The 17710-nt window shown below is 38.7% G+C and carries 16 protein-coding genes and 1 tRNA gene; 12 read left to right on the plus strand and 5 right to left on the minus strand.

Annotation, left to right across the window (positions count from 1 at the left end; translation table 11 throughout):
• Window positions 1-110: 110 nt before the first annotated feature.
• Entirely contained in the window at window positions 111-1055 is a 945-nt protein-coding gene (locus CZ225_RS12800) for a tyrosine-type recombinase/integrase (protein WP_077154362.1), read from the minus strand.
• A gap of 355 nt (window positions 1056-1410) precedes the next feature.
• Between CZ225_RS12800 and CZ225_RS12805 the strand changes: the two genes are divergently transcribed.
• From CZ225_RS12805 to CZ225_RS12820, 4 genes are read left to right on the plus strand one after another with little or no spacing between them, the layout of a single operon-like run.
• Complete coding sequence (locus tag CZ225_RS12805) at window positions 1411-3246, plus strand: glycosyltransferase family 2 protein (RefSeq protein WP_234983051.1); 1836 nt, start codon at window positions 1411-1413, stop codon at window positions 3244-3246.
• Window positions 3224-4135 carry a hypothetical protein gene (locus tag CZ225_RS12810; RefSeq protein ID WP_077154364.1) on the plus strand — a complete coding sequence of 304 codons (912 nt, stop codon included), beginning with the start codon at window positions 3224-3226 and terminating at the stop codon, window positions 4133-4135. Before CZ225_RS12805 ends, CZ225_RS12810 begins: the two co-directional genes overlap by 23 nt.
• Window positions 4136-4171: 36 nt before the next feature.
• Window positions 4172-5167: a hypothetical protein gene (locus CZ225_RS12815; protein ID WP_077154365.1), complete on the plus strand. Its 996-nt coding sequence runs from the start codon at window positions 4172-4174 to the stop codon at window positions 5165-5167.
• Between the two features lie 4 nt (window positions 5168-5171).
• Window positions 5172-6647 (plus strand): hypothetical protein, encoded by a 1476-nt coding sequence (locus CZ225_RS12820; RefSeq protein WP_077154366.1) that lies wholly within the window; start codon window positions 5172-5174, stop codon window positions 6645-6647.
• Window positions 6648-7184: 537 nt separating this feature from the next.
• Here CZ225_RS12820 and CZ225_RS12830 read toward each other — a convergent pair.
• Window positions 7185-7258, minus strand: a tRNA-Asp gene (locus CZ225_RS12830).
• A gap of 168 nt (window positions 7259-7426) precedes the next feature.
• Here CZ225_RS12830 and CZ225_RS12835 point away from each other — a divergent pair.
• Together CZ225_RS12835 and CZ225_RS12840 are read left to right on the plus strand one after the other, a co-directional pair.
• The gene (locus CZ225_RS12835; protein WP_077155815.1) at window positions 7427-8743 is read left to right on the plus strand and encodes a pyridoxal phosphate-dependent aminotransferase; all 1317 of its coding nucleotides are present in this window, start codon (window positions 7427-7429) and stop codon (window positions 8741-8743) included.
• Window positions 8744-8845: 102 nt separating this feature from the next.
• Window positions 8846-9436, plus strand: coding sequence for a YqgE/AlgH family protein (locus tag CZ225_RS12840; protein WP_077154368.1), 591 nt, complete (start codon window positions 8846-8848; stop codon window positions 9434-9436).
• A 14-nt stretch (window positions 9437-9450) separates the two neighbouring features.
• On the opposite strand, the gene CZ225_RS12845 is transcribed toward CZ225_RS12840, so the two are convergent.
• Genes CZ225_RS12845 through recR form a run of 3 tightly spaced genes read right to left on the minus strand, consistent with a single transcriptional unit; the run spans window position 9451 to window position 11093 of the window.
• A complete protein-coding gene (locus CZ225_RS12845; RefSeq protein WP_077155816.1) occupies window positions 9451-9990 on the minus strand; it encodes a GNAT family N-acetyltransferase in 540 nt (179 codons plus the stop codon).
• Window positions 9991-9997: 7 nt separating this feature from the next.
• Complete coding sequence (locus CZ225_RS12850; RefSeq protein WP_077154369.1) at window positions 9998-10447, minus strand: hypothetical protein; 450 nt, start codon at window positions 10445-10447, stop codon at window positions 9998-10000.
• 28 nt (window positions 10448-10475) lie between these two features.
• A complete protein-coding gene (recR, locus tag CZ225_RS12855; protein ID WP_077154370.1) occupies window positions 10476-11093 on the minus strand; it encodes a recombination mediator RecR in 618 nt (205 codons plus the stop codon).
• Window positions 11094-11183: 90 nt separating this feature from the next.
• Here recR and CZ225_RS12860 point away from each other — a divergent pair, with 90 nt between their 5' ends.
• The 6 genes from CZ225_RS12860 (at window position 11184) to CZ225_RS12885 (ending at window position 17710) form a co-directional block, all read left to right on the plus strand.
• Window positions 11184-12638, plus strand: a complete 1455-nt coding sequence (locus CZ225_RS12860; protein WP_077154371.1) for a sodium:solute symporter — start codon at window positions 11184-11186, stop codon at window positions 12636-12638.
• A gap of 126 nt (window positions 12639-12764) precedes the next feature.
• A complete protein-coding gene (gene yihA, locus CZ225_RS12865; RefSeq protein WP_077154372.1) occupies window positions 12765-13370 on the plus strand; it encodes a ribosome biogenesis GTP-binding protein YihA/YsxC in 606 nt (201 codons plus the stop codon).
• Between the two features lie 2 nt (window positions 13371-13372).
• Window positions 13373-13972: a DUF4923 family protein gene (locus tag CZ225_RS12870; RefSeq protein ID WP_077154373.1), complete on the plus strand. Its 600-nt coding sequence runs from the start codon at window positions 13373-13375 to the stop codon at window positions 13970-13972.
• A gap of 226 nt (window positions 13973-14198) precedes the next feature.
• Window positions 14199-15206: an aspartate-semialdehyde dehydrogenase gene (locus tag CZ225_RS12875; protein ID WP_077154374.1), complete on the plus strand. Its 1008-nt coding sequence runs from the start codon at window positions 14199-14201 to the stop codon at window positions 15204-15206.
• A gap of 403 nt (window positions 15207-15609) precedes the next feature.
• On the plus strand, window positions 15610-15837 hold the full coding sequence (locus CZ225_RS12880) for a glycosyltransferase family 32 protein (RefSeq protein WP_077154375.1): 228 nt from the start codon (window positions 15610-15612) through the stop codon (window positions 15835-15837).
• Between the two features lie 16 nt (window positions 15838-15853).
• A complete protein-coding gene (locus CZ225_RS12885) occupies window positions 15854-17710 on the plus strand; it encodes a peptidase domain-containing ABC transporter (RefSeq protein WP_083714643.1) in 1857 nt (618 codons plus the stop codon).

Raw genomic sequence — 17710 nt, forward strand, 5'->3', positions numbered from 1 at the left:
GAATATGCGATAAAAATATGCCATAAGACTACGGGTTATCAGGTGAACTCTCCGTTACCTATGAAGTAACAGAAACCTTCTTTTCCTAGCAATCAAACACTTACAGCCGTTCAATCTCTCATATAGAACTTTCTTACGTAAAAATAATTTTGTTTATTCACTTCGGTTCTTCTTTCCAAATCGAACCCTTTCAGATAGATTTGCGTAGTCTTAATAGACTTATGCCCCAAAGATTCACTAATCATTTCTATCGGTGTACCACAATTCTTAGCAGTAGTTGCCCAGGAATGCCTGAGTGAATAGGAAGAAACATGAGACCGTAGGCAACAAGCTTTGGCAAGATATTTCAATTGATTATTGAATTTACGAAGGGCAGACTGATATTCGATGTAAGCTCTCTCCTCTTTTTTCTTTTTATCACCACGCAGTATATTAAATAGGTAGTCGGGATAATCCGGATGATAGTTTTTGGTGTTCCATAGTTGAGCCAATAGCTTATGGGCAGTATCCAGTACCTCTACACTCATAGAGGTGCCCGTTTTTACTCGATTGTATTTAAGTATATTCCCTTCTAGATTTTTTTTCTCTAAATGAGCCAGATCGGCAAAAGACATTCCACAGAATAGAAACATCAGATTGGCAATTGCCTGCGTTTTTCGTAATTTATCCGATTTTGGATCTTTATACAGAAGTGCATGAAGTTCTCCGGTAGGCAAAGCTTTCTTTTGCCGGGTATCGACTCCTGTATATACTCCCCGGAATAGCCGATGTATGTAAGGGGTATGCCCGGCATCTACTCCTCTATTATATATACATCTCAGCATACGCATATAGGTGGAGACCGTATTGGGCTTGTGATTGTGTTCATACAGATAACGGTTATATCTCTTCAAGTTCTCACGATTGATCTGCCGAAAAGATACATCCGTGCCTCCACAAAACTCTGTAAAAGAACGTAGCGCATGCTTATACACATGCGCCGTGGAATAGCGTCCTTCTTCTTTCAACTTAACAATGTACTTGATAGCACATTGCGTAAATCCATCTTTCTTCATAACTATTTCTTTTGATTAAGTAAAACATAACTGCTGCATAACTCTTTTTAGACAAAGGTAAAATCGTTGATTGTATCAAAACTGGTTAACATGGAGGCTAAAACATCCGAAAAACTTAATAATTCCATCATTCATATCAATTTTAACACTAAAAAGATTCTCCATTTCGCAAAATTGTTTATTTTTGCATTCATAACAGCTCTCCTTTTATTATTGCAAATCAGTTTGTTGATACTCGCTAATTTACGATTTTTTTTCGAGATCTTGCTATATTCCCACCCTTTTTGTTGTATGGGAATCTTTAATTCTTATTACTATGTTAATTACGGATTCAAATATCAAATTTTCTGTTCTGATGCCTACGTATAATCAGGCATCTTTTATTCGACGTGCCATTGCAAGCCTCCTGAAACAGACATATCCTTTCTTTGAGTTGATTATCATCAATGATGGAAGCACGGACAATACAGAGGTGTTTATTTCCGATTATTTACATGATAAACGAGTCTCATATATAAAGAATGATGTTAATTGGGGGTTAGGCAAGGCTCTTAATCAAGGATTAGAGGCTGCAAAATACGAGTATATTACTTATTTACCTTCGGATGATTTTTATGACGAGGATCATTTGGAGTCTTTTAAAAGCAGTTTTCAAAAATATCCAAATGCAGTATTATCGGTTAACGGCATACGATATGATGAGTCTAATGTAGTCGGTGTATTATCCTTTCGTAAGTGCAAAGGTGCCATTCCGGGATACAGTGCTCAATTGGTGCAGGCAGCACATAGGCGAACAGCAGAACGATGGACGGAACGTATGGAATGTGTGTCGGAAGATCTTTTCTTTTTGTTTTGGAGGAAACTTGCCTGCAAGGGGATGTTTGTTTTTACTGGGAAAGTGACATGCGAATGGACGAATCATTTGGATCAGCATCATAAGATATGTGGTGAAAGGTTTGGCGGTGGATTAAATAAATATCGTTCTTATTATAATGTGCAGATCCCCATTCGTTTTCGTTCCACTTCTTATAAGACGATTGATGAACCCGCCGCTTACCTTCCTTATCAGAAATCCGTATCACCTCGGTGTGGTGGTTTGAAAATATTGATTGTAGGTGAACTCGCCTATAATCCGGAACGGATTTATGCTTTTGAAGAGGTTGGGCATAAGTTGTATGGTTTGTGGGCAAAACCTCGATTCTGCTATTCTACCATTGGACCGCTTCCTTTCGGACATGTGGAGACCATTCCTTATCAAGATTGGAAGACACGGGTACGTGACATTCAGCCGGACATAATCTATGCCCAGTTGAGCACTTCTGCAATTGATATAGCTCATGAGGTGCTGATGGCTGATATGAATATTCCTTTCGTCTGGCATTTTAAAGAAGGGCCTCACGAGGCGATGAAAGAGGGAATGTGGAGTAAATTGATTGATTTGTACACTTATGCTGACGGAAAAATCTACTTGAATCCGGAAATAAAAGAGTGGTTTGATTTGTTTACTCCAATCTTATGTGATGTTCCAACGATGATAATGGACGGTGATTTGCCCAAAGCAGAATGCTTTCAGGGAAACTTTTCACCAAAACTTTCTGCTACCGATGGAGAGTTACATACAGTTGTAACTGGGCGAATCATCGGATTACCTCCAACGGATTTCAGGGAGCTGGCTGCAAACGGTATTCATCTGCATGTGTACAACGAGAATTACATCTCCGACAATGAGGTATTAGAACCTTATCGACAAATGGCTCCGTATTATTTCCATGTGCACAGACACTGTTCACAATCAGAATGGGTCAAAGAATTTTCCCGGTACGATGCCGGTTGGCTACATTGCATCAATAGTACCAACGACGGTTCACTTTTTAAGGCTACATGGGCGGACCTTAATCTGCCTGCACGAATAAATACATTGGCTGCGGCAGGGATTCCGATGATTCAGAAACAGAATTCTCGTCAAGTTTCCGCACAATACAGTTATGTCATGAAATACGGTATGGGAATAGCTTATACAGAAGTAAAAGAATTGATAGCACAACTAAAAAACAGCTCTTTATTGGAAAAAGTCAGTCAGAATGTGATGCTCCATCGGAAACAGTTTATGTTCGACAGTCATTTGGAATCATTAATTCAATTTTTCAAAAAAGTAATAGACCATCATCATGAAAGAAGATATCAAAAATAGAGTTCTGCAAAACATTGCCAACACATTGAGCATGTACGTTTACCACATAGATAATAATGGTTTGGTGAATGGGAAAATGGGAATCATGCTTTTCCTTTACTGTTATTCACGATATACGAAGGAGGAATATTACGAGGACTTTGCGGGAGAGCTGTTGGACGGAATGTTAAAGATCTCTCGTTCATTGCCTCCTGGTTTTGAAGATGGGCTTGCCGGTGTGGGATGGGGATTCGATTGGCTGATGAAACATGATTTTGTGGAAGGGGACTCTAATAAAGTACTAAAGCCTATTGACAATAAACAGCTTACACAGTTGGCATACGGCACGGTAACTTCCATTACCGCAATGCTGAACTATTGGACAGCAAGAATTCAGGAAGGAATTCCGGAAAGTGATATTGTAAAGCTGACAGCCGATTTATTGGAATTCATTCATCGTTGTTTGAAAAATGGTGGAATATCACTGTATCATATCAATGCTATCTTGCATTTTCTGTGGTGTGTAAGGGGTATTTTACAGATAAACAAGGAAGCTGCCATTATTCAATTGTTAAATCCGATCATAAACGAGGCGTTCAACAAATTTGCTTTTGAAGCTGTCGACTTGTTTATTTTTCATCAACTATTGAAGAAATATAACGGCAAGATAATATTAAGTAAAGATGCAGAAATCACATTTTGTCTATATGCTTCTGTCTCTCTGACTATCAATCAACGGATTAAAGCAGCATGGCAAGAATGGATTTATTTTGATAAAGTGACTTGTCCTATGCCTGAAGATAAAGAAATAATGGAATATGTAGATAAAAGTCTTCAAAGTATGCAGTTAAATGATTTTGTCCTGAATCAAGGATTGGCAGGATTGGGACTTTGGATTTTGAATGTGTAATCATTAAAATATGTCTAATTTGATACAAAATTGATTATGAAAAAGAGTTTAACAGAAAATAGTTTTCGGTCTATAGATGATATGAGTCCGGATGAATTAAAATCTTATTTAGATGAAAATGGTTATTGGGATTTTTATGATAAGATTTTTATAGAGGGAATAGAAAAAGAAGGAGAAGGTGTGACTTGGATAAGAAAGCATCCTCATGAATTTGAGTATAATATTTTAACTCATGAAGATTTGATAAAGCTTCAGTTAAGTACTTGGCTACAACGGATGAGGGAAGAAGGAGCACCCGGTATGAAGAATAATCCTAATTCGATTGAAGCCTATAATGCTTTTGCGCGTTGTGACGAATGGCACGGTGGATATGTAGAAGGATATGGATATATTGATGTTGCAGCATCTTCTCTATATGGAAATTCTTTATGCTTAGGAAATTCGTGGTATGCATGTGGGACTCCTCAAAATCCTGTTCGTGTAGCTAAGTTTTATAAATTATCTCTTGAAAATAGATGGAGAGGTGGAGAGGTCAGTTCGTGGGGATATGTCTCAGAAAATACAAAAATATTAGGCTGTTCTACAGAAACTCTCACTCAAGTGGGACAAGGGGAAGTGACTTTAGGAACTTTAATTAACGTAAATCATTCTTTGGGACATGGTGTCGTTACAATAGAGTCAATGAAAAATAGGTTCAAAGATTTTTGGGATACAGCAAGAAATAGTTATCAAATAGATGACGGAGCACTCTCAGAGTATATAAGGCAGAATTTTTATTATGCACCAACCAATGATATAAAAGAAGGGTTGGTGCAGCATAAAACAAGTTTATTACGTCAAGTGACAAGGACAACTGACGATTATCAGGGAATTAAAAAATATGGATATGATGTAATGGTAGTAGATTATAATGGAATAAAACATAAATATGAGTGTATCGAACCAACCGGACCGTCTGTAACTTCTATTTCAGAAAAGGATATTCGGGAGGGAAAAATAGAAATTCAAACTCATATACTTTCAAAATCATAACATTATGAAGAATGTTCTGTTAATTAGTACCGTGGCACTGCTATTAGCAGTACCCGTACGCAGCCAAGATTTGAATCGCGACAGTGTGCCGACTGTCAATGTTTATAAAAACGCAGACGAAATACCATTTTTTCCGGGAGGAGTGGATGGTTTCCATCGTTTTGTAGAGAAAAATTTCATTGTTCCAGCAGAAGTTTGGCGAAACGGAGGAGGAAATGGTAGCAAATTACGATTTATTATCAGAAGGGATGGAGTGGCATGTGGACTTAAACGTGATGGTATGCCTCTTCCTTTGTACGAAGAATGGAAACGACTGTTTAGTATTATGCCTCTTTGGACACCGGCAATGATTAAAGGATATCCTGTTGATGTGGAATATTCTTTATTTGTCTCACTATATGATAGGAAAACGGGCTTTCCTTTTCATATAGTGAGACTGATGAAGGATTTAGGAAATTATGACGACCCTAATAAAGAATATAGAAAAGGTATAAATGAAGAGGAGGCGGAAGAATTAGTAACAAAAGTAAGTGAAATTGTGAATATTACCCCTGAAAATGGGAGAGTAACTTCACTTTTGATAAGACTATATGTCTCTTTAGGAAAAAACGACGAGGTGATTCCTTTTGCCAAAGAAAGTGTGGAAAAGGTGCGTGATTTGGGAATAAAAAAGAGAAATATAGACAAGAATAGACCTTGGTTTATTGCGAAAGGTGCAGAGATTAGAACTCCTTCTAATTATGACAGTAAACTGTATATGAATGTGGCACTGGCATATGCCCTTGCGTGTGATGTCGCTGGAAGCAAAGAGCAAAAAGAGAAAGCATATGAATATGCCCTTAACGTAGTAGATGAACGTATTTTTTTGAAAGATATCAAAAAAACAAAGAACGATTATAAAAATGAAACGTACCGTCGTCTGATGGCAGAGAAACAGATTTTAGCGGCAAGCTCCACTTCTCCCGGTGTAACCTTGAACAGTTCGGAACGTTCGGCGATTTTTAATCATGGGTGGGTGAGCAGTGAAACAATGCGAACAATAGACAGAAATATAGAAGAAGGCAAGATAGATAATCCGCGCATTCGGCAGATTAACACTCATCTTAAAGAAATGGACGAAGAACGTCGTAAGAATCCTCCGATCAAGAGAGATACTCTCTATCTGTATGGTCTGCGTGCAATGGCAATTGATTTGTCGGAAGGTCAGGAAGCTTTGAACCGCTATGTAGACAGTATGCAACAACGTGAGAATGTAGGTTCTGAACTGAAATCCTATCTTTCCAAGCTGGCGGAAAACAGGCGGAAACATGCTGCGGTATTAAACGACAGAGAGGCGGTTGTCCGTAGTCTTGCGGGGTATGCTCCTATCAATGCAGAAGGCGAGAGCAAGGTAGCACAAAAACAGCGGGCGAAGGAATTTTATAAATATCGGGATGCCATGAAAGCGGTGTATCCATTGAAGTGGTTGTGGAAGCAATAAGTGTTTTTTAGAGTTTCCTCTCAAACAAAAACACATGCGCAATACACCTCATTGAAAAGAAAGCATAGCTCCGATCTTTTAATATCAGAACTATGCTTTCAATCTTCTATTTCCGTTTCTGTCCGTTATTATATATCTTTTTAAACATTACTTCCAACATTTCAATCGGAAGAGCCACATAACTAGAACAAGCAGGTTCAACCCTTCTCGACAAATCACTAAATTTGATCTCTACTTGGGAAGATTTCTTTATTTGTGCCCTTACCAAACATGCGTACAAACTCTTAACCGTAGACTGAACCAATTCCTGATCTGATCCATCAACAATCTTTTTTGAAGAACCCGACAAGGTAATATAATAGTTAATCAAAGTAAGTACAAATTTCGGGCTGACCCCTTATATATTGCATACGTAGTTCTTATTGTGTAGATAAAAATAATATTTTAAGCCTTCCTGACAGGGATAGTGATTTATGAAAAAAGCTCTGGAATATTTGAATTCCAGAGCTTTATCTTTAATTTTTCTTTTGCTTTAAGCGGTGCGCACGAGGCTCGAACTCGTGACCCCATGCGTGACAGGCATGTATTCTAACCAACTGAACTAGCGCACCAACGTTTTTATTTTATTTTAATTAACCATATACATCCTCACGAATGCGGATGCAAAGGTAGATGTTTTTTTGAAACCTGCAAGAGCTATTGTATCTTTTTTCTCAAAAAGTGTTTTTATTGAGAATTATCCTGTACATTTGCAGGCATTACATCAAATAGAAAATAGAATGAAAAATACACCAATTGAACGACATGTGATTGATGAAACAATAAATGAGTTTCAAATTGTCGATTTTTCCAAGGCAACAATTCGTGAAGTGAAAGCTATTGCTTCGAAAGCTGAAGCTGTATCCGGCGTTGAATTTATAAAGATGGAAATGGGAGTTCCGGGACTTCCCCCTTCTGCTGTTGGAGTAAAAGCAGAAATAGAAGCATTGCAAAACGGAATAGCAAGCTTATATCCTGATATCAATGGTTTACCGGAATTGAAAAAGGAAGCGTCGAAGTTTATCAAATCATTTATCAATGTAGATTTGAATCCGGAAGGCTGCGTGCCCGTAACCGGATCTATGCAGGGGACATTTGCTTCTTTTCTGACTTGTAGCCAATGTGACGAAAAGAAGGATACAATTCTGTTTATTGATCCGGGATTCCCGGTACAGAAACAACAATTAGTAGTCATGGGTCAAAAATATGAAACCTTTGATGTCTATGACTACCGCGGAGAGAAGCTGAGAGAGAAATTAGAAAGTTACCTGAGAAAAGGAAATATATCTGCTATTATTTACTCAAATCCTAATAATCCGAGTTGGATTTGCTTAAAAGAAGAAGAATTACAGATTATTGGTCAATTAGCAACTCAATACGACGTTATTGTTTTGGAAGACCTAGCCTATTTTGCAATGGATTTCCGCCAAGACTTAAGTAAACCGAATCAGGCTCCTTTCCAGCCAACAGTTGCTCATTACACAGATAACTATGTATTGTTGATCTCAGGTTCAAAAGCATTTAGTTATGCAGGACAACGTATTGGTGTCAGTTGCATCTCGAACAAATTATATCACCGAAGCTATCCCGGATTAACGAAACGTTATGGTGGAGGTACATTTGGTACTGTTTTTATTCATCGGGTACTTTATGCGCTTTCTTCCGGAACCAGTCATTCGGCCCAATTCGCAATGGCCGCTATGCTAAAAGCGGCGAATGAAGGTCGCTACAACTTCTTGGATGAAGTAAAAGTATATGGCGAAAGAGCCAAAAAGCTGAAAGATATTTTCCTTCGTTACGGATTCCACTTAGTATATGACAAGGATCTTGACGATCCCATAGCTGATGGATTCTATTTCACCATTGGATATCCTGGAATGACCAGTGGCGAACTGGCTAAGGAATTGATGTATTATGGTGTCAGTGCAATTTCATTGGTCACCACAGGAAGTCACCAGGAAGGATTACGTGCATGCACTTCTTTCATTCAAGATCACCAATATGAACAACTTGAAGAGCGAATGAAACTATTTGCTAAGAATCACCCTATTACCTGATTTATAGATATTCTGAATACTAAAATTCATAAAACTGGTCCTTAATGATAAAAAAATAGGAAAAAAAGAAGGATATTCCGTTTTTTTTCTTAATTTAGGGGCATGAATATCAATTCCGACATATTTAAGATTGAGTCTAATAATGTTTTGCCGTCACGAGGAAAGATTTTAATATCAGAACCTTTCCTCCGTGACACAACATTCGGGAGGTCTGTAATTTTACTGATTGACCATACCGAAGAAGGAAGCATGGGATTAATAATCAACAAACGGCTTCCACTATTCACTAATGATATTATCAAAGAATTCCAATATCTAGATGATATACCTCTTTATAAGGGGGGACCTGTAGCAACCGATACATTATTTTATCTCCATACGTTAAGTAATATCCCCGGTGCGCTTACCATAGGTAAAGGACTTTACTTGAATGGTGACTTTGATGAAATAAAAAAATATATGTTACAAGGAAATGATGTCAATGTACCCATCCGTTTCTTTTTGGGATACTCCGGTTGGGAAGGTAAACAATTAGGTAATGAAATCAAAGAAAACACTTGGCTAGTCTCTGAAGAGGAAAATGACTATCTGTTAAACACGAATATCAAAGGAATGTGGAAACAGGCCTTGGAAAAACTAGGTAGCAAGTATGAAACATGGTCCCGTTTTCCACAAGTACCTTCTCTTAATTAGCCGATTTCTTGTTTTTATTGTTTAGTAGGATTAAGACATTGAAAGATGATAGCATCTTTATATGTACTTTCCACTTGCAACCAATTTTTCAATAATCCACATTGGACAAATCCACAGGAAGTAAATAATTTGATGCAAACTTCATTATCGATAGCGACATGAGAATATAACTGACTTAGAGACAGAAAATCAAAAGCATATTCGCAAAGTAATCTTAAAGCGTCCGTTGCGTAACCTTGCTGGCGATAATCTTTATGGATGGCTATTCCCACTTCACCACGGGAATGCAATGGAGCAAAGTCTGTGATATCGATTGTCCCTAAAACACAATGGTCTGATTTACGCAAAATCATAAGACGTAGCTGTTTATCCGCAAATATATCACATTGAGAACCTTCAATATATTGCCGCAGCACATAACGGGAATAAGGTACAGTAAAATTACTAATATCCCACAAAGAAGGATCATTCTCCATTTCATACATTATGTCCATATCTTCGGGCTCTACTGCACGAAGATAAATACGGTCGTTCACCAAGAATGTTTTTCGCATTTCTTTTTTAATCTTTGTTGATATGAAGTTCATTTCTAAGTCTCTTTTCGCTTGGCAGACAGAAAAGAGAAGCAGTCAGACAGATCAGCATACACAGATTTCCCGTATTACTGAAAGTCAGATAATAACACAGCAAATTCAAAAGGATAGCAACTTCAAGCAATCCCAACCGGACATTACTCAATTGTACATAACGTTTCAAAGCAAGTGTTATAGTCATGTGGTCAATCTTCTTTTTCAGTACCAGATTAAATAATTTAAGAGAAAGAGGTACGCAAACAGCAGTCAACAATATGCCGAAAGTTTCAAAATAATAGGTGGCGCGTACATCGTCTGCAAGAGTGCCAACAGGAAAAAGCTCAAACTCTCCTGCCCCTAACAAAAATGCAGGTAGGACCCAAAAGAAGACATAACTGATATTTAAGTTTCTGACAGCACGTTTTATTTGTTCTTCCATGTTCGTTCAAGAAAAAATAATTAATGATCTATACAGTTCCGGTAAATAGAGTCCGATTCACAATACTACGTCCCAGAGTCACTTCGTCAGCATATTCAAGTTCGTCACCGACAGAGATTCCCCGTGCAATCACACTAAGCTTTACGTTCATCTTTTCCAATTTACGATAAATATAGAAATTAGTAGTATCACCTTCCATTGTAGTACTCAATGCCAGAATAACCTCATTGATTCCTCCTTCCGCTACACGCTGCACCAGGCTTTCAATTTGCAGATCGCCCGGTCCTACCCCATCCATTGGAGAAATAACGCCACCCAATACATGATAAAGTCCCCGATATTGCTGCGTCGCTTCCACCGCCATCACATCACGAATATTTTCGACCACACAGACAGTTGAAGCATCCCGCTGAGAGTTACTACAAATCTGGCATATTTCCGTATCGGAGATATTATGGCATACTTTGCAATACTTCACCTCACGTTTCAATGTCATAATAGAGTTTCCGAAAGCTTCCACAGTAGCTGTATCCTGACGGAGCAGATGCAGCACAAGTCTCATTGCTGTCTTGCGCCCGATACCGGGCAGTTTGGAAAATTCGCCAACTGCTTTTTCCAGCAGTATAGAAGGATATTGTTGATTCATATAAATAAATGATCGTTCTATCGATTACGACCGCAAAGATACAGATATTGTTTTTAAATACCTATAAAAAATATTACCTTTGCAGCCGATATGATGATACTTGCCACTATTACATGCTATTTTACGGCATTATTGCTAATATCCCGTATCACCGGATATAAAAGCGATTCAAATGCAGCGTTCTTTAAAGGAGAGAACAAATCACCTTGGTATGTGGTCTCTTTCGGCATGATCGGTGCTTCTATTTCCGGAGTAACATTTATATCTGTACCGGGCATGGTACGTGGAATGGACATGACGTATCTGCAAACTGTATTCGGATTCTTTTTCGGATATATGATCGTAGCCCACGTACTCCTTCCTTTGTATTACAGACTAAACCTAACCAGTATTTACGGTTATCTGGGAACACGAATCGGAATACGTTCCTATCGTACCGGATCTTTTTTCTTCCTGTTATCGCGTATGTTAGGAACTGCTGCTAAATTATATCTAGTCTGTCTTATTCTTCATACCTATGTATTTCAGGAATTACACGTGCCTTTCTGGGTAATAGCAGTCGGTTCGGTAACTTTAGTGTGGATATATACTCACAAAAGCGGAATTAAGACAATCGTATGGACAGATACTCTACAGACCTTCTGCTTGATTGCAGCATTACTTTTCATCATCTATTTCACAATTCAAAAACTGGATATTGGTTTCAATGGCATTATACAGGCCATTCAGGAGAGTGAACACAGCCGCATTTTTGTATTTGATGACTGGATCTCCCGACAGAACTTCTTCAAACAATTCTTCAGTGGCATCTTCATTGTGATTGTAATGACCGGATTGGATCAGGACATGATGCAAAAGAATCTTTCCTGCCGAAATTTGCACGAAGCCAAAAAGAATATGTATTGCTACGGTTTTTCTTTCATTCCACTGAATTTTCTATTCCTATGTCTTGGAATTCTGTTATTGGCTCTAGCCGGTAAAATGCAATTGGAACTCCCTGCTATGAATGATGATATTCTCCCAATGTTTGCAACACAAGGATATCTGGGACAAGCGGTATTGGTACTCTTCACGATTGGTATCATAGCAGCAGCCTTCAGCAATTCAGATTCCGCTTTGACAGCAATGACTACAAGTGTTTGCATAGATCTACTCAATACGGGAAAAAATACGGAAGAAATCTCACGTCGTAAAAGAAAAATAGTCCATTTGCTACTTTCCGCTCTATTGGCATTTTTCATTTGCCTGGTAGAAATGCTAAATAATAAAAGTGTAATCGATGCAATATATATCATCGCATCCTATACATACGGTCCATTACTCGGAATGTTTGCTTTCGGATTATTCACCCGCAAACATACCAATGACCGTTTAGTTCCATTTATAGCCATAGCTTCACCCTTATTTTGTTATATAGCAGATTGGTGGGTAAACAAAGAATTTGGATATAAATTCGGTTATGAGTTGCTTATGTTGAACGGAGCACTTACCTTTGCAGGATTGATGGCTTTGTCCACAAAAGAGAATCGACTGAAAACGCCTTAATCAAGGCATCTTTCGTTTATTAATAAAAAGGAATGGAGTTTATGCATAAACGGCACATTAGTTTATTAATAAATGGTTTAGTGAGTTTATTAATAAAAAAGAATGGTGAATTAATTGACAAGAATTATGGAAATAACAAATGCAGAATTTGTAATGAGTAACACAGATGTGAAGAAATGTCCGGCAGGAACATTCCCCGAATATGCTTTCATCGGTCGTTCCAATGTGGGCAAATCAAGTCTTATCAATATGCTGACTTCCCACAAAGGACTGGCTATGACATCTTCCACTCCTGGAAAAACGATGCTCATCAATCACTTCCTGATAAATAATAGTTGGTATCTGGTAGACCTTCCGGGATACGGCTATGCAAAACGTGGGCAAAAAGGCAAGGAACAGATACAGAAAGTAATCGAAGATTATATTCTGGAACGGGAACAAATGACCAATCTGTTTGTGCTCATAGACAGTCGTCTGGAACCTCAAAAGATAGATTTGGAATTTATGGAATGGTTAGGAGAAAATGGTATTCCTTTCTCTATTGTTTTCACTAAATCAGACAAGTTAAAAGGTGGCCGCCTGAAAATGAATATTAATGCCTACCTGCAAGAATTACGGAAACAATGGGAAGAGCTTCCTCCTTATTTTATTTCATCATCAGAGAACCGTACCGGGCGCACAGAAATCCTCGACTATATTGAAACCATAAACAAAGAGATAAATACAAAGTAAAAATGAAAAGAAAGTTATTCTTTGCTGCATTCGTAGCAGCATTTTCAATGATGGCAAACAACAGCCAAGCACAGTCTTTAAAAGATCTATTCAACAAGGACAACATTTCGAAGGTAGTAAACGCTGTAACAGGTCAAGCCCAAGCTATCGACATGACCGGAACTTGGAGTTATGAGGGTTCCGCGGTAGAATTTGAATCCGAAAACCTGTTAATGCAAGCAGGAGGAGTTGCCGCAGCTTCTGTAGCTGAAAATAAATTGAACGAGCAACTGACTAAAGTTGGTATCAAAGCTGGACAAATGAGTTTTACTTTCAATGCGGACAGTACTTTTACAAGCAAGGTAGGTAAACGTACCATGAATGGAACTTATTCATATAATGCTGCAACCAAACAGGTATCATTAAAATATCTGAAACTGATAAATCTAAATGCCAAAGTAAACTGTACTACGGAATCTATGGAATTACTTTTCAATTCGGATAAGCTTCTGAAACTATTAGCTTTCATTGGTAGCAAAAGCAATAGTACTGCACTGAAAACCGTCAGTTCATTAGCTGAAAGTTACGATGGTATGATGGTAGGATTCGAATTAAAAAAATAGGTACCTAATTACGCTATAATGGCGTTTTGGATACCTTTTTTGAAGTGTCAAACTCCCAAACAAAAAAGTTCGCACACCTCCAATTCGTAGAGAAAGAGAATACATAATAATTCTTTAAATAAAATGCCGTTTATATGGCAAAAATGTTATAATTTTGCAGCCAATTCTTTACTATTCGGCAGAATAGGAAGATAATCCGATTATTCACATTTAACAAAAGAAAAAGATGAAAGTAGCTATTGTTGGCGTAAGCGGAGCCGTAGGACAGGAATTCCTGCGCGTGCTCGATGAAAGAAACTTCCCGTTGGACGAGTTAGTTTTGTTCGGTTCTAAACGTAGTGCCGGAACAACTTATACTTTCCGCGGTAAACAGATCGAGGTCAAACTCTTACAACACAACGATGACTTTAAAGGTGTAGACATTGCTTTCACTTCCGCCGGTGCAGGAACATCCAAAGAGTTCGAAAAGACCATCACCCAATACGGTGCCGTGATGATTGATAACTCTAGTGCTTTCCGTATGGACGCTGATGTACCTTTGGTAGTGCCTGAAGTGAATGCCGCCGACGCATTGGAGCGTCCACGTGGCGTCATTGCCAACCCGAACTGTACAACTATCCAAATGGTAGTTGCACTGAAAGCCATCGAACAGCTTTCCCATATAAAAACGGTACACGTTTCTACTTACCAGGCTGCCAGCGGTGCTGGTGCCGCTGCCATGGACGAACTGTACGAACAATATCGTCAGGTATTGGCTAACGAACCTGTTACTGTAGAGAAGTTCGCCTATCAACTGGCCTTCAACCTGATCCCTCAGATTGATGTGTTTACTGAAAACGGTTATACCAAAGAAGAGATGAAGATGTTTAACGAAACTCGTAAGATTATGCACTCTGATATCAGAGTCAGTGCTACTTGCGTTCGCGTCCCGGCATTACGTGCTCACTCCGAAAGTATCTGGGTGGAAACTGAACGTCCGGTCTCTGTAGAAGAAGCTCGTGAAGCATTCGCAAAAGGTGAAGGTTTGGTTCTTCGGGATAATCCGGCTGAGAAAGAATATCCGATGCCTTTATTCCTTGCAGGTAAAGATCCTGTTTATGTAGGACGTATCCGCAAAGATCTGACTAACGAAAACGGATTGACTTTCTGGATTGTAGGTGACCAGATTAAGAAAGGTGCCGCACTGAATGCGGTACAGATTGCCGAGTACCTGATTAAAGTGAAGAACGTATAATAGAAGAAACCTAAGACTTAAATAATTTGTCGGCTTGCATTGTGAAATTATTTACAATGTAAGCCGATTTTCATTTTGGGACATAAAAAAAAGAGTGACGGTATATGCACTCAACAAATTACCCATAATACCTTCTTATTTTACTGTAGAAACGCCTGTCAAATTCCCCAAAAATGAAAAATAAATAGGAGTAATTCAAAAAAACTTCGATGAAATGGGCTATTTTTAGCAAAAAGCGAAGTTGGTCCGAAATAGCCAGCCATTTTATTTGCTTTAATTACCCAAACTCCTTATCTTGCGGCATCGAAACACACAAATATTCTTGTATCTTTCGGATGGCTCAATTTTATAAATTACTTTATCTAATATAAAAACACCATTTTTACAAAGCAACTTTGTTAATATGAAAAAGCCCGACACACCAAACAACATTCCGAAAATAATCCACCAGTTATGGTCAGGAGAGGAAAAGCCCTTACCCGAAGATCTTAAAATATTAAGTGAAACCTGGAAAGAATACCATCCCGACAGGGATATGAATCCGAAGAGCTGGAAAACAAATTGGAAGAAGCATATTCTATTCATTATTTCTTCAATGCTTGGGTATAATGATAAAAACATTCAACGTTAAACTATTTTAGAATAGCATGGACCTATCCGGAATACAGAAATGTTGGATCAGCACCCGGAAGGATGGAAAAGATTCAGGCACTGCTTTGGTATTAACTCCGACACCCGATTTCTACGAACGGATCGATGACCAGGAGCAACAGAAAAGGAATTTGTCTTTTTATCTCCGCTATCTGTTTCCTTACAGGTCACAGCTCTTCCAGCTTGTAGCCGGGATGCTATTGGGAAGTGTATTTTCACTCATCCTCCCCTTTCTTACGCAAGCAATGGTCGATCAAGGAATCGGAAACCGCAATCTCAACTTTATCACTCTGATACTTATTGCCCAGTTAGTCTTATCAGTCACCCAGATGGGAGTCGGTTTCATCCAAAGCTGGATCAGCCTGCATATGAATACCCGCATAAGTATTACTCTAATCTCTGACTTCCTTGCCAAACTGATGAGGTTGCCCATCCGCTTTTTCGACGCAAAGAACATCGGGGATATCATGCAACGCATTGGAGATCACGGGCGCATCCAGTCATTTATGACAGGAACCACCTTAACCACTATATTCTCATTCTTCAACTTCTTTGTTTTTGCCTTTATTATGGCCTATTATAACCTGACCATATTGGTAGTTTTTTTGGTAGGAAATGCGTTGTATGTAACATGGATATTATCCTTTATGCGTTATCGCCGCAAATTGGATAATGCCCGTTTTGCCCAAGCTTCCGCCAATCAAAGCAATATGGTACAGCTTATCACCGGTATGCAGGAAATCAAACTGAATAATTGTGAGAAGCAGCAACGCTGGAAATGGGAATCTATCCAAGTGAAGCTGTTTAAAATCAGTATCCAAGGAACTGCTTTGGGACAGATTCAGCAAGTGGGTTCTCTCTTTTTCAGCCGGACTACTTCGCTTCTCATTTCATTCCTGGCAGCTAAAGCTGTTGTAGACGGAGAAATCACGTTGGGTATGATGATGTCTATCAGTTATATCATCGGTCAGCTATCCGGTCCGATCGGTCAGGTGATTGGTTTCAGCCAATCCCTGCAAGATGCCAAAATCAGCTTGGAGCGACTGAATGAGATCAATAATAAAGAAGACGAGATCGTAACAGTGGAAAGCAAAATAAACACACTCCCGGAGGATAAAACAATCAAACTGGAAGATGTCTGCTTCAGCTATGACGGAGCTGAAAGGGAATATGTACTGGAGGATCTGAACCTGACTATCCCCCAAAATAAAGTAACAGCGATTGTAGGTGCCAGCGGTAGTGGAAAAACAACTATCATAAAGTTGTTATTAGGCTTCTACGAACCGGTAAAAGGCAAATTAAAAGTAGGTAATTATTCGCTTACAGACATCAATCCGCACTTGTGGAGGCAGAATACAGGTGCTGTGATGCAGGAAGGGTTCCTTTTCTCCGATACCATTGCAAACAACATTGCGCTGAGTGAAGAGGCTGTTGACCAAAAGAAACTATTGTATGCCGTAGAAACAGCTAACATTAAAGATTTTATTGAATCACTCCCTTTAAAGTACAATAGTAAAATAGGCATGGAAGGAAGCGGTGTCAGTCAAGGACAAAAACAACGCCTATTGATTGCGCGGACTATTTATAAAAACCCGATGTTTCTGTTTTTTGACGAAGCGACCAATGCGCTGGATGCCAATAATGAACGAACCATATTAGATAAGCTAAAAGAATTCTATAAAGGGAGAACGGTAGTGATTGTAGCACACAGGCTTAGTACTGTGCAGAATGCTGATAACATTATTGTACTGGATGAAGGTAAAGTAATCGAAGAAGGAACTCATAAAGAACTGACTGAGAAGAAAGGAGCTTATTATACCTTAGTGAAAAACCAGTTAGAGTTGGGAGTATAA

The sequence above is a fragment of the Bacteroides bouchesdurhonensis genome, from assembly GCF_900155865.1.
GTDB lineage: Bacteria > Bacteroidota > Bacteroidia > Bacteroidales > Bacteroidaceae > Bacteroides > Bacteroides bouchesdurhonensis.

What these genes read in the sequence shown, in the direction of transcription:
- CZ225_RS12800 (WP_077154362.1), bottom strand. Translation starts at nt 1,055, where the DNA reads ATGAAGAAAGATGGATTTACGCAATGTGCTATCAAGTACATTGTTAAG.
- CZ225_RS12805 (WP_234983051.1), top strand. Translation starts at nt 1,411, where the DNA reads ATGCCTACGTATAATCAGGCATCTTTTATTCGACGTGCCATTGCAAGC.
- CZ225_RS12810 (WP_077154364.1), top strand. Translation starts at nt 3,224, where the DNA reads ATGAAAGAAGATATCAAAAATAGAGTTCTGCAAAACATTGCCAACACA.
- CZ225_RS12815 (WP_077154365.1), top strand. Translation starts at nt 4,172, where the DNA reads ATGAAAAAGAGTTTAACAGAAAATAGTTTTCGGTCTATAGATGATATG.
- CZ225_RS12820 (WP_077154366.1), top strand. Translation starts at nt 5,172, where the DNA reads ATGAAGAATGTTCTGTTAATTAGTACCGTGGCACTGCTATTAGCAGTA.
- CZ225_RS12835 (WP_077155815.1), top strand. Translation starts at nt 7,427, where the DNA reads ATGAAAAATACACCAATTGAACGACATGTGATTGATGAAACAATAAAT.
- CZ225_RS12840 (WP_077154368.1), top strand. Translation starts at nt 8,846, where the DNA reads ATGAATATCAATTCCGACATATTTAAGATTGAGTCTAATAATGTTTTG.
- CZ225_RS12845 (WP_077155816.1), bottom strand. Translation starts at nt 9,990, where the DNA reads ATGCGAAAAACATTCTTGGTGAACGACCGTATTTATCTTCGTGCAGTA.
- CZ225_RS12850 (WP_077154369.1), bottom strand. Translation starts at nt 10,447, where the DNA reads ATGGAAGAACAAATAAAACGTGCTGTCAGAAACTTAAATATCAGTTAT.
- recR (WP_077154370.1), bottom strand. Translation starts at nt 11,093, where the DNA reads ATGAATCAACAATATCCTTCTATACTGCTGGAAAAAGCAGTTGGCGAA.
- CZ225_RS12860 (WP_077154371.1), top strand. Translation starts at nt 11,184, where the DNA reads ATGATGATACTTGCCACTATTACATGCTATTTTACGGCATTATTGCTA.
- yihA (WP_077154372.1), top strand. Translation starts at nt 12,765, where the DNA reads ATGGAAATAACAAATGCAGAATTTGTAATGAGTAACACAGATGTGAAG.
- CZ225_RS12870 (WP_077154373.1), top strand. Translation starts at nt 13,373, where the DNA reads ATGAAAAGAAAGTTATTCTTTGCTGCATTCGTAGCAGCATTTTCAATG.
- CZ225_RS12875 (WP_077154374.1), top strand. Translation starts at nt 14,199, where the DNA reads ATGAAAGTAGCTATTGTTGGCGTAAGCGGAGCCGTAGGACAGGAATTC.
- CZ225_RS12880 (WP_077154375.1), top strand. Translation starts at nt 15,610, where the DNA reads ATGAAAAAGCCCGACACACCAAACAACATTCCGAAAATAATCCACCAG.
- CZ225_RS12885 (WP_083714643.1), top strand. Translation starts at nt 15,854, where the DNA reads ATGGACCTATCCGGAATACAGAAATGTTGGATCAGCACCCGGAAGGAT.